The sequence below is a fragment of the Lysinibacillus louembei genome, from assembly GCF_033880585.1.
In the GTDB taxonomy this organism is placed as follows: Bacteria; Bacillota; Bacilli; order Bacillales_A; family Planococcaceae; genus Metasolibacillus; species Metasolibacillus louembei.
In genome coordinates, this window is record NZ_CP137624.1 from 1,329,635 (window position 1) to 1,341,778 (window position 12,144).

Here is a 12,144-nt window from a genome sequence, read left to right on the forward strand (position 1 = left end):
TTAAAAGGAGAGAGAAGCAATGGAAGCTTTTGCAGAGTATTTAGAGAAGATAGACAATGCGCAGCAACGCGAACGAGTGGAAGAGGTGCTAACATGGATAGCAACAACATTTCCGAATTTAGGCACGAAAATTGCTTGGAATCAGCCGATGTTCACAGATCATGATACATTTATTATCGGCTTTAGTATTGCTAAGCAGCATATGGCAATAAGCCCAGAAAAAGAGGGAATTGTTCAATTTGCAGAGGCGATTAAAGAAGCTGGCTACACACATACGGATAACTTATGGCGCATTAAGTGGGAGCAGCCTGTAGATTATGCGCTGTTAGAGAAAATTATTGATTACAATATTGCTGATAAGGCTGATTGCGCTACGTTTTGGCGTAAATAGTTAGGAAAGAGGGATGGCTGAGGTACGGCCATTCTTTTTTGTACGGAGGATAAATAATGTATAAAGTGAGAAAAATTCAAGAGCTTATGGATGATACTATCCATCCAGAGCTTTTAGTACAATTAACTGAAGTGAAATGGCGACTAGATAGCAAAAAATATGAGGAATTATTTATTGCAACAAAAGATTCAGTAGTAACAGGAATAGCAATGAGCTGGTTCAATGATTTTCACCCAATGGCAAAATATATACAATTTTTTGCGTTAGAGCCAATGCCAGCATTGCTTGAATCACTATTGCAGTCGCAAAAGAAAGTAGTATTTTCATGCTGGGAAGATGAACAGAGCAAAATCAAAATGGCGGAGCAAGCTGGCTTTCAGCTTTTTCGTCAAACATATATGGCAACGTTTTCGATTGCTGCGTTACTAGCGAAGCTAGAAAATATACAGGCTATACCTCAAATAACTGCATTAGCACAAATTTTACAGCATCAACGAGAGCCTTTTTTCTCAGCATTAAAAAGAAATTATGAGGAAACACATATACATAATCCAGCACAAAATTTCTCATGGCAGGAATGGGAGGAATTTTTGTTTGATGATGAGGTCGATACAGAGTTAAGTGGCGTGTTGGTAGAGGATGAGCAAATAACAGGATATATTATGCTGCACGCTGTAACTGAGAAGCATTATGAAATAGGCTGGGTCGGACAAAGTGGAGAAGTACATATACAAGCATTACTCAAGCGACAACTATTGGAGCTACAGAAGAAGGGAATTCAAACTGTAGAAATTGAAGTGGACACGACCGATTGGCATGCGAGGGCGTTGTTTCGTTTTATTGATTTGCAGCAGGTTAGGAGTTGGAATTCTTATATATTGGAAGCTATTTAGAAAAAGATGTCCCTGAAATATCTAGGGACATCTTTTCATTCTGATTGAATCGGCTTTTCAAGCATAGATAACGGGATTTTTTTATCCAGTAATTTTAAATCATGCTCGGTTAAAAGTAGCAGTAAATTATCTCCAAAATCTTGTGAGCTATACATGTCATTTCCGAAATGATCAACAATATTGATATGGAAAAAAGGCGTGATTTTCTCAGGCATGTCAGCTGTATTTTCCAATACTTTTCTTTGAATACTTGGTGTAATAGAGGTAGTTAAAATCATCAAGCCATGTGAATCCATACTTAATGCTTCATAGGATTGAAGAAAAAAATTTACCCCATGACTAGAATATCCTTTATCGCTATGGCTATTATCTGCCTCCCAATATTTAAGAGAAATTTTATGCCCCTTTTTTAAAAAGAATTCTGTTAAAGTATACCAAGCTTTCTTGATTTCCCGTTGTCGCTGGATGTACTGATCTTGTTCCATTTGCCTATTACTAGTATCTAAGCGAAAGTTGTACATTTTTTTACCTCCATTAAAGAGAAAGTAGTTCATTCATCTGAATAAAGTATAACAAAATGGAAACTCTAGTAGTGGAGGTGAGCCATATGGAAAAGAAGCAAAATCCACAAAATGAGGAGTTTGCGCAAGATTTGAGTCCAGATGATTTAGATACGCGCAACGATAAAGAAATGACAGAAGAGCAAAAAAATAATACCCCTCAAAATCCGCCTCGCTAAAAATATAAGTAGCTATCTGAACGCCTTCAGATAGCTACTTTGAATTGATTAAGATTTCGATAACTCAATGAAGCCTTCTCCAAATACATCACGCACATCATGAATTGCGATAAAGGCACTTGGGTCAACTTTTTTGACGATATTTTTGAGTTTAATAACCTCTTGTCGGCTAATAATAATATAAAGAACTTCCTTTTGTTCCTTCGTATAATAACCGTGACCTGCCAGAACAGTTACACCGCGATTCATTTTAGTGCTCACTTGGTCTGCAATTTCATTTGGCTTTTTCGAAATGATTGTGACAGCCTTTTGTGTATTAATCCCTTCAATAACAAACTCCATTACTTTCGTTCCGATATAGAGCATCATAATTGTTAGCATCAATGCTTCTGCACCAATAATGAAGTAGGAAGAAAAGACAACGATTAAATCAAAAAATAGTAGACCATAGCTCATGTTCCAGCCAAGGAATTTGTTTGTCATACGTGCTAAAATCGTTGTACCTGCTGTTGTACCGCCAACTCGGATAATTAAACCGATACCAATACCTACAAAAACGCCACCAAAAATAGCATTAATAATGATTTCATCTGACTGCACAGACCAAGTTTCTGTTAAATGTAAGAACAAGGAGATGAATATCGTTGCAATGATTGTGTAAATAGTCGTTCGTTTACTCAGGAAACGGTACCCTAAAATAATGAGTATACCGTTAATAATAAAGCTGACAATACTAGGTGACCAGCCTAATGTATAGTAAAGAATAATTGTGACCCCTGTGACTCCACCTTCGCCCAAATCATTTGGGATAACGAATAAGTTAATTGCGAGCGCAAAAAGGAATGCACCAAATAACATAATTAAAATATCTCTTGCAAATTTCATCAATTTTATCACACCACCATTTATCATAAGATTTTCTAGTAAATACTATAACAAGTTTGTGCTCTTTTTAATACCCTTGCCATGATAGTTGATGAATTTGAAGTATTGCGACATTTTATCTTGGTTCAGCAGAAGCCCCTAAGAGCAAGCTTGAAAAAATCTGGACGAGAGTTAGCCGAGGTGTAATTGATTATTTTAATATTAATGGCAAAAAGGCATAGTCTCCATCTCGAATAATATCGCCTTGTTGAATGTCAATGGGATGTTTAAAAATAGGTCCATCAATGACTGTTGTATGGAACTCACCGCTCTCTCCGCAAGGATCGATTCCACGTTCTTTTAATTCTTGTACATAGTCATATGTTAAAACTTTCCCTAAATCACTCTCTAACATACCAAATTTTAAGTTAACTGTTGTAATAAGTGTTTTAAAGCCTAGGCTAATAAAGCGGTCAACCACTTCTGAATGATCCACTTCCCATAAAGGCATACCGAGCTTTAATTCAGCGATATTTGCGACTTTCTCATGCCAGCAGCCATGCTCAGGCATATCAAGATCACCCGTTACAAGAGCCTGTGCACCAAGCTCCTTCATTTTCTTTAATGTGTTAATAAACGTTGCTTCATAATCCTCCCAGCTTGTTGCAGCTGGATAAAGCGGTAATCCAATTGCATCGGCTTGTGCTTTCACCAAGTCGATTGTCATTCCATGAGAGCGAGAGCGTGCGCCATCTTCTTCAAGCACGCTAATTAAACCAATCGCTTCTCCAGTTTTCATTGCCTCATATAAGGCGAGTGTGCTGTCTTTACCTCCGCTGTATGAGGCAACGAATTTTTGACCTTCTGCGCCAGTTTTCCATTGTTTTGCGTTTGTCATATTTATTGCTCCTTTAATTTCGTCATGAGGCTATTTTAGCATGGTGACAACTTTCTTTAAATATAATTTGACAAATTGTATACATATGTATACAATTTAAAATATTATAACGTATACAAATGTATACAAAAGGAGCGATAAATATGAGACATGAACATTTTCATAGAGGAGAATTTCAACGAGGTGGTAGAGGAGGCATGCATCGAGGGGAGCATCGACGTGGTGCAAGAGAGGAGATATCACGTGGTCCTAAAACATTTCGACGAGGGCGAGCTGTGACATTTTTAGAGCAGCTGACAATTAAACGCACGACGATTGCACAGCAATTAGAGCAACCAGAATTTCAATCGATTCAGCAAATATTAATTGGCGAGCTAAAAGCACTTGATATGGTCATTAACGAATTTACACAGCTATTTGAAATACATGCTGATGAAATTCAAGGGGATGAAGCTAAGGAGCAGCAAAATGATGAAGCAAATTAATCAATACATTGATGCCACCTTTTCAACAGAGGACGCACTTTTAGCAGACGTTGCAGCAGCTATCGAAGAAAACGGCATGCCTGCTATTTCGGTATCACCATCATCAGGTAAATTGCTAACATTGCTTGTTTCAATAACTGGTGCAAAAAGGGTGCTTGAAATTGGGGCGCTTGATGGCTATAGCGGTATTTATATTGCGAGAGGCTTCAAGGAGAGCGGAACATTAACCTCCTTAGAGCTAGAGGAGCATTATGCCGAGCTAGCTCATAAACATTTGATAAAGGCAGGCTTCGAGAAGCAAGTGACCTATCATACAGGTGCAGCATTACAAAGTCTTGAAAAGCTTGCGCTAAATAATGAGAAGTTCGATTTTTTCTTTATTGATGCTGATAAAGAAAATTATGAGCATTACTTACAATATTGCATTCAATTAGCAGAGCCAGGTACGTTAATTGTTACGGATAATGTGCTAGCTGGGGGGAGTGTAGCGAGTGCTGAGGCAAAGCAAAAGCGCTACACAGAAGTAATGAAAAGGTTTAATAAAAAAGTAGCGCAGCATCCACGACTAGAATCGGTGCTCGTTCCACTCGGTGATGGAATGACATTATCAAGAGTAAAATAAGATAGTAAGGGAGGGCGTCCGAAAAGTCATTTTGGGACGCCCCCCTTTGCGACGAGGATGATGACAATTTGCTCCTGCGGTTACTCGTCGCAGTTAAAACCATTTGCTCCTGCGATTACTCGTCGCAGAAAAGCTCTATTGTGACCACCGCAGGAGTACAATTTTAATCAAAAATTTATTATGTAAAAAAGCGGAGCTGTTCAGAAAGTTCACTTTCTGGACGGCCCCTAAGTTATTTTTGGACGATATATTTAGTTGCTCGCCCGTTTCCAATACGAGCAATTTGATGATGTTGCAATAGCTCATCAATAATTTCAGTTACAGCGGAAGGAGATTCAGATGTTTGTTTAGGTAATGTGACAACAAAGGCATTGGGAGCAACTTTCCCAAATGGTTGTTTTTGAGACGATAAAGGATATTCGCTAATTTGCTGTTGAATTGCTGCCGTATATTGTCGCTTAAATTCTACTGTAGAAGATTCTCTAAGCGTCCTTCAAACACCCTTTTTGATTAATAGCTTTTGTATTTGAAAATAAAGAATATTAATTCGCCCGATTACTTCAGCATTGCCTGCAATGTGCGTTTTTGCCAGCCTAATTTAAAGTAAGCATATTGCATAATGAAGTGAACACAGAATGTCACTGGATATGCCATCCACACGCCATTTAGTTCAAAGGTAGTGTAATTAGATAAAATGAAGGCGGTTGGTACTTGCACAAGCCAAATTGTTAACACAAGGAAAACGGTTGGCCAAAGTACGACACCTGTTGCACGCATTGTTGCTGAAACGGTTTGTGTATGTCCGAATATTAAATAGCTCCAAAACGTAATCATTAAATAATTTCTTGCGATATCAACTGTATCGGTTGAAGTAATAAAGAGCGATAAAATTGGCTCTGCAAATATATATGTGACTAAAATGACAGCGCCACCTAATAAATAGTTTACTTTCACGCCCATACTACGGATTTTTTTAATCATTTCCGTTGAGTTTGCGCCTAATGCTTGCGCAACGAATACAGATGTCGCAATGGAAATACTCATTGCAGGTACTTGTGCATAGCTTGCTACTTGGTTTACAACACCGTAAGCTGCTGTTGCACTTGAGCCATAAACATTAACGAAGCCAATAACGGCAATTTCAGCGACAGATATTGCCACCATGCTAATACTTGCTGGAATAGCTAGCTTGAATAAGGAAATTAAAATATCCTTTTTCAGTTTAAAATGCTGTAAAACAGATTTGTCTAAACGTAAAATATGGTTTGTTTTGTGCAAATAGGCAAGTAGTAAAATCATCGTGACTAAATTCGATAATACTGCAGCATACGCGGCACCGTTTAAGCCAAATGCAGGTAGCCCAAACCAGCCAAAAATAAGCGGTGGTAAAAAGGCGATATTTAATGCAACGCTTGTTACTAAAAAGATAAAGGGCGTTTTTGAATCACCAACACCACGAATAAATGTCGTATATGTCATGTACCAAAACATAATTGGTAGTGTGAAAAATAAAATCTTCGCATAGCTGACACTCATATCTAAAATATTAGCAGGTGTTTTCATAAAACGTAAAATCCATTCGATTCCGAAGGCGCCAAATATAGCTACTGCAAGTGATAAAATTGTAGTAAAGGCTAAAGTAACACCAACGACTTCCTTCATTTTCTCGTGATTGCCAGCACCGTATGTTTGCCCAACTAAAATCGAGCTACCAGAACCAATACCGATAGCAAATGCCATTAAAAAGAAGAAAAATGGAAAGAATGCTGCAATGGCTGCGAGTGCATCATCGCCTAAATTGCGCCCAACAATAAGCATTGCGGCTACTTGCCCTAATGATTGCAGCACATTTGCTAGCATGACAGGAATTAAAAATTTAAAAAAAGCTTTTCTTAGCTGTTGATCATCTTGTAGTAATTGTCCGCTCATCTTGTTTCCTCACAGAGTTTTAATAACCCATTTCTTTTAAAATACGTGATAATGTGCGCAGGCGTTCACCAATTAGCTCGCCATCCTCGCTTAATGCTTGATTAAAAAGCTGAATATCTTCATTGATTTGCTCATTTTCCGTGCATACTTCCACCGTCATCGCATCACCTTGTAGTCCAACGCGTTTAATAACGGGATTCGCTTCATCGTATAAATTTTCGTAGCGATAAGCATCTTTAAAATGTAGCTGTGCCTCACATACTAAAATAGCTAAATCGAGTACGCGGTGTAGAGGCAATTCCTCAGATTGGCGTGACCATTTGCCCCCTGTATGACGCCATACTTTTGCAGAAATATCGACTTTGCCACGATCGTTCCATTGTGCTAAGCCAAGTGACAGCCCCTGTGCATCTGTTTTATAGGCAGTGCGACCATCGATATTTGCATAGTTTTCCGCAACAATAACTGGTTTATGCTTTAAATGTGTAGGTATTTTCATTGTTAATCATCCTTTCTAATTTAGTAATTTACTAAATTACTACTTTAGTAAATTTATCACTATCCTCTAAAGAAGTCAAACATAAATTGTGTGAGAATTGTATGTGTGCCTGGCACCCAAACAATCTGTTACAATTATTTTAAATATATGTGCATGGCTTGTGCATCGGAGAAGGAGGACTTTATGAAAAAGGCGTTGCAATACTTCGTTGATAACGAATACGATAAGGCATTTGCAAGGGTTAAACAATTAGTTGCAAATGAGCGAACGATTGAGAATTTACATAATTTAGCTTGGTTTTATATGCATGAGGAGGAGAAGCCTATCTGTGCAAAGCCTTTAGCGGAGGAAGTAGTTGTACAGCAGCCAAATCATGTTTTTCCATATGCATTATATGGTCAAATATTGGCGCATTTAGGTGAGTATAAGCTGGCTGAGCAAATGTTAGAAAAGGCATTACAAATGGAGCGATTGCCTGTTATTTTGCATAATTTAGCATATGTCTATGCGGAAAATCGAAAATGGCAGCAGGCAGCGCAATGCCTTGTAGAAATTGCAGAGCCATCGAGCTATGAAAAGCTATATGAGCTATATTATCGATTACAAGCTGGTGAAGATATTTTACCGTATATTCGGCAATGGTCAGATGAAGATGACCATTTTATTGGCTGGAGTGAGCTAGCAGAATTATTGATTGAGATGGGTGAGTTTACAATGGCGGTGGACTATTTTGAAAGGGAATGGGGAGAAGTCATTTTTTCATCCTATGCAATTGAACGATATAGCTATAGCTTGTGGAAGCTAGGGAAGGTAGAGCGAATGGACGCTATCCTCGCTACGGCATTGCAGCATATAAGAGAAATGATAGTAGAGGTTGAAAATGAATCTGTGGAACCTAATTGGACAGCTGAGGATAAGGCAGAGCGTCTGCAAGAATTACAGGCAGAATTTCAGCAAATTCAGTGCTTACCAAGGGGTCTACAGCAAGGCTATATCCCACCGCTAGAAATGAACTTTTATGTGCATGGGGGTTGTCTGTTATTTGGTTGTCCGCAGCACCAACATCCATATTATTAAATAAATCAATTACGCCTCGGCGTAATTGATTTATTGTTAAAACATTGAAGAAATGGTGATAGTCAAAGTTCTATAGCTCATATTTCTCTACAATGCTACTCAATGTTTGGCTTAAGTCTGTTAATTGCTCCGCTGATACGGCTACTTGAGCGATTGCACCAATTTGTTCATCAATAGAGGCGGTTATTTGCTCAACCGCTGCCGCTGTTTGATTAGAAATACCCGATGCATTTTGAATAGCGTCAGTAATTGCTTGGTTTTGTAGTGTGATTGCTGATAACTCCTGATTTAGTACTGTAATTGCCTGTGTTGTCGCAGTAATAGCTGTGACAATTTGGCTAAACTCCTGCTCAGTCTCATTAACAGCCATATCGAGCTGTTGTGAGCGGTCAATTGTTTCAGCAACAGCCTGTACCGTTTTTTCTGTTTCGATTTCAATCGTTGAAATCATGCTTTGAATTTGTTTCGTTGCTTCATTGGACTGCTCAGCTAGTTTGCGTACTTCTTCGGCAACTACAGCAAAGCCTTTTCCGTGCTCGCCCGCACGTGCCGCCTCGATACTTGCGTTTAATGCTAGTAAGTTTGTTTCAGATGAGATGCTTTCGATTGCTGTTGTAATTCTTGAAATTTCGCTAATTTTACTATGTAAGCTTGCAATATTTTCGCTTACCTCATTCGATGAAATCAAGGATTGTTCATTGGATTGTTTAAGGTGTTGAACCTTTTCTTGCCCTTGATATGCCGCCGTTTCAGACTGTGCCATCATTTTCTGAATCGTATCGTTTTGTTGATTCATTGCCGCGATGGATGTATTAAGTCGTTCAATTTGCTGTGTCGTTTGCTCTAAATCTGTAGACTGGCTTGCAGTCCCACTAGCGATATCATTCATGGCACGTCCCACTTCCTCGCTGCTTGAGGCCGTTTCCTCAGAAATAGCGGATAAGGAGAGAGAGGTTTCTGCTGCTTGGCTACTCGTTTCCTGCAATCGACCAATCAGATCACGTAGCTGCATTAACATATGGTTAAAGGATTGTCCGAGATGTCCAATTTCATCTTTTGACTCAGGTAATGATTTTGCATGGATTTTGCGGTTGGCAATATCTAAAAAGGCATTCGAAATAGCTTCTAATAGCTTGAATTTTTTGCGTGAAGCCATATAAAATAGTGTAATGCCAATTAATGTAATGATGATAGTCATTGCGATAATATACCATTTTATTTTATTGAGCTCGCCATAAAAAGTGGCATCAAATACGCTCATCCCTACATACCAGCCCCATGGCTCGAATTGTTCCATATATGCTGTCTTTGTTACCTGCTTACCTGCATCATCAATATCGTTAAAATGATGAAAATGGCTGTGAGCGTCTGTTGCCTTTGCAGCAAGTACCATGTTTTCACGATTTGTCGTATCCTCAGGTATATGACCGATTGGATTTGATGGATGGAGAACTGCTGCATAATTGTCATCATAAGCAACTAAATAGCCATCCTTTTTATAAAGGAATGAAGAATTTTTAAAATCGTAGCCTTCTGCGAGCTGAGGTCCACTAAGCAGCACGCGAGCCTGTGCTTGTGCCTCCTCCAATGTCATATTGCCGGCCTTTACTTGGTCATCTAAGACACTCAATGTCACGATGGCTGTGTTGACAAGGTGTTTAATATCGTTTTCTCCTGCCTGAACAAGCTCTTTTTTCGTTAAGTAGTAGCTTGACCCACCGATTACTCCAGCTGTTAATGTAATAACGGCAATAATTAGCAAAGTCAATTTCGTGAAAATACTGTTAACAAAAGAAACTTTAGATTGTTCCTTCATATGCTCACATCCTATTTATAATTTTAACTAAATACCTATCGTTATTGTACAGTTTATATGTTGAAAGTGGTATCCAATTTTAAATTATAAATCTTTATACCTATATATTAAGAAAACATTAAGTAGAAGCCTTTGTCACAACTTTACTGACAACAGATGCTAAAACTTGCTGGAACAGCATACCGAATACAACAGGCATAGCAACCTTCGCTGGGAAATATGTTGTTGCGATGACAACACCTAATGCGATATTGCGCATACCTCCTGTAAAGATGAAAGCTGTGATATGGCTGTCATCAGATAATAAATAACGTCCAATTAGCATTGTGAAAATATAGCCACATATGGCGATAACAAGTATTAAGCTGATAACAGTAACTAACTCCATATTGATATTTTTTAAATAAGGTGCAATTGTGCTGCTATTAATCATAATGACGGCAAACAAAGCAAGCTTTGAAAAGGGTGCAAGTTTACTCGAAATTTTTTGTGGAATTTGCCCCTTTGATAATTCATTGACGGCAATACCTAGCAATGTCGGTAGTACAATCATAAAGGTTAAACTAATCATTAATGAAGATAGCTGAAGCTCAATTCTTTCCCCAGAAACGAGGAGTAAAAGAAAAGGCATAATGATTGGAGCAAGTAATGTATCAATTAATATAATAGATAAACCTAAAGGTATATTTCCTTTACAAATCGTAATCCAAATCATGCTCGTTACACCAGTAGGTACAGCAACAGATAACACAAAGCCAACAATTAATAAATGATCATCAAATATGATAGTGGATAGCAAGTACGCCCATAAAGGCATAACAATATGTAAAAAGGCAATCGATATTAAAATAACGATAGGATGCTTAATAAAAATGGTTAAGTCTTTGAATTTCATGCGTAAACTGCCAGCAAATGTCATGAAGGCAAATATCCATGCAACAAGAAAAAGCAAGTGATGTAAAATATTTTCAAACAAAACACCAATAATAAGACTAAGTGGTGTTAAAATCGCAATATAGCGTTGAAGAAAGATGTTTAATTTTTCGAGCATAGGCAAGACCTTCTTTAAATTTGTTAATTACAATTGTGTTCAGATTTTTTCAAGCTTGTTCAAGGAGTCCTCCTCTCTGATTGAGGCACTTTTATCCCATCAGTATTGGACTTTTGCTGTGAAAAGTTAAGCTTATTTTAGCATAGGAGGTGAAATAATATGCAAATTGAGATTGTAAAAGGTGTGCCACATCAATATATGGCACAGCTACAAGCACTTCATGCACATGTTTTTGAGGGGGCGGAGCTGAGATTGGAGAAGCTTGAAAATAAAGATGGGTTGCTTTGTTTATTTGCTATAGAGGATGGGCAGTTGATTGGCTTTAAGCTAGGCTACATACACCCTGACCAAGTATTTTACAGCTGGCTAGGTGGTGTGCATGAAAGCCAGCGTGGACGGGGAATTGCTAGCAATCTAATGGTGCAACAGCATAAAGAGGTTCAAAAGCTAGGCTTCCAACAAATCCGTACATATGGACGCAATCAGCGTAAGGCAATGCTCATCACAAATTTAAAGCATGGCTTTGACATTATTTCAACATTTATTGATGAAAAAGGCAGACATAAAATTATTTTTGAGAAATCATTGGATTAGGAGAGAAACAAGATGAAGGCGTATTTAGCAAATGGATTATTTTCTTAATGCATTTTTGAAAATAGTGTTGACATTTTGTAATTTCATGTTAAATTATTTCTATAAGATTAGTCGGTTTTAATAAAGCATGATTATATTGTAGTAGCTCACTAGAAAAACTAGAGGCCACTCTTTTAGAAAAGAAGCGATTCTTTTCTATGGAGTGGTCTTTTTTGTTCATAGCTGTCACAGGTTTTGAAAAGGAGGGCTGCTTGGAAAAGTTCGAAAAAATCCGGACGCAATTACG

Annotated in this window: 14 protein-coding genes; 7 read left to right on the forward strand and 7 right to left on the reverse strand. The window is 38.1% G+C overall.

Annotated features, from left to right (window positions below):
- Positions 1-19 precede the first annotated feature (19 nt).
- Together R6U77_RS06630 and R6U77_RS06635 are read left to right on the forward strand one after the other, a co-directional pair.
- Positions 20-391 (forward strand): iron chaperone, encoded by a 372-nt coding sequence (locus tag R6U77_RS06630; protein ID WP_319837878.1) that lies wholly within the window; start codon positions 20-22, stop codon positions 389-391.
- Positions 392-447: 56 nt separating this feature from the next.
- Positions 448-1,284 (forward strand): hypothetical protein, encoded by an 837-nt coding sequence (locus R6U77_RS06635; RefSeq protein ID WP_319837879.1) that lies wholly within the window; start codon positions 448-450, stop codon positions 1,282-1,284.
- Between the two features lie 35 nt (positions 1,285-1,319).
- Here R6U77_RS06635 and R6U77_RS06640 read toward each other — a convergent pair whose 3' ends face one another.
- Positions 1,320-1,805 (reverse strand): hypothetical protein, encoded by a 486-nt coding sequence (locus R6U77_RS06640; RefSeq protein ID WP_319837880.1) that lies wholly within the window; start codon positions 1,803-1,805, stop codon positions 1,320-1,322.
- Positions 1,806-1,891: 86 nt separating this feature from the next.
- Here R6U77_RS06640 and R6U77_RS06645 point away from each other — a divergent pair, with 86 nt between their 5' ends.
- On the forward strand, positions 1,892-2,023 hold the full coding sequence (locus tag R6U77_RS06645; RefSeq protein WP_319837881.1) for a hypothetical protein: 132 nt from the start codon (positions 1,892-1,894) through the stop codon (positions 2,021-2,023).
- Positions 2,024-2,071: 48 nt separating this feature from the next.
- On the opposite strand, the gene R6U77_RS06650 is transcribed toward R6U77_RS06645, so the two are convergent.
- Together R6U77_RS06650 and R6U77_RS06655 are read right to left on the reverse strand one after the other, a co-directional pair.
- Complete coding sequence (locus R6U77_RS06650; protein WP_293921857.1) at positions 2,072-2,908, reverse strand: YitT family protein; 837 nt, start codon at positions 2,906-2,908, stop codon at positions 2,072-2,074.
- A gap of 190 nt (positions 2,909-3,098) precedes the next feature.
- Positions 3,099-3,785, reverse strand: coding sequence for a Dph6-related ATP pyrophosphatase (locus R6U77_RS06655; protein WP_319837882.1), 687 nt, complete (start codon positions 3,783-3,785; stop codon positions 3,099-3,101).
- 143 nt (positions 3,786-3,928) lie between these two features.
- Here R6U77_RS06655 and R6U77_RS06660 point away from each other — a divergent pair, with 143 nt between their 5' ends.
- Positions 3,929-4,270 (forward strand): hypothetical protein, encoded by a 342-nt coding sequence (locus R6U77_RS06660; protein WP_406601081.1) that lies wholly within the window; start codon positions 3,929-3,931, stop codon positions 4,268-4,270.
- A complete protein-coding gene (locus tag R6U77_RS06665; RefSeq protein WP_319838349.1) occupies positions 4,257-4,892 on the forward strand; it encodes an O-methyltransferase in 636 nt (211 codons plus the stop codon). Before R6U77_RS06660 ends, R6U77_RS06665 begins: the two co-directional genes overlap by 14 nt.
- Positions 4,893-5,447: 555 nt before the next feature.
- Here the strand turns inward: R6U77_RS06665 and R6U77_RS06670 are convergent.
- Both R6U77_RS06670 and R6U77_RS06675 read right to left on the reverse strand, forming a co-directional pair.
- Positions 5,448-6,821, reverse strand: a complete 1,374-nt coding sequence (locus R6U77_RS06670; RefSeq protein ID WP_319837883.1) for an MATE family efflux transporter — start codon at positions 6,819-6,821, stop codon at positions 5,448-5,450.
- Between the two features lie 19 nt (positions 6,822-6,840).
- Positions 6,841-7,320 (reverse strand): DUF6530 family protein, encoded by a 480-nt coding sequence (locus tag R6U77_RS06675; protein WP_293921852.1) that lies wholly within the window; start codon positions 7,318-7,320, stop codon positions 6,841-6,843.
- 183 nt (positions 7,321-7,503) lie between these two features.
- Between R6U77_RS06675 and R6U77_RS06680 the strand changes: the two genes are divergently transcribed.
- Positions 7,504-8,397 (forward strand): tetratricopeptide repeat protein, encoded by an 894-nt coding sequence (locus tag R6U77_RS06680; RefSeq protein ID WP_319837884.1) that lies wholly within the window; start codon positions 7,504-7,506, stop codon positions 8,395-8,397.
- A gap of 70 nt (positions 8,398-8,467) precedes the next feature.
- Here R6U77_RS06680 and R6U77_RS06685 read toward each other — a convergent pair whose 3' ends face one another.
- Together R6U77_RS06685 and R6U77_RS06690 are read right to left on the reverse strand one after the other, a co-directional pair.
- Positions 8,468-10,213, reverse strand: a complete 1,746-nt coding sequence (locus R6U77_RS06685) for a methyl-accepting chemotaxis protein (RefSeq protein WP_319837885.1) — start codon at positions 10,211-10,213, stop codon at positions 8,468-8,470.
- A 118-nt stretch (positions 10,214-10,331) separates the two neighbouring features.
- Positions 10,332-11,264 (reverse strand): bile acid:sodium symporter family protein, encoded by a 933-nt coding sequence (locus R6U77_RS06690; RefSeq protein WP_319837886.1) that lies wholly within the window; start codon positions 11,262-11,264, stop codon positions 10,332-10,334.
- Between the two features lie 159 nt (positions 11,265-11,423).
- Between R6U77_RS06690 and R6U77_RS06695 the strand changes: the two genes are divergently transcribed.
- Complete coding sequence (locus tag R6U77_RS06695; RefSeq protein ID WP_319837887.1) at positions 11,424-11,858, forward strand: GNAT family N-acetyltransferase; 435 nt, start codon at positions 11,424-11,426, stop codon at positions 11,856-11,858.
- Positions 11,859-12,144 lie beyond the last annotated feature (286 nt).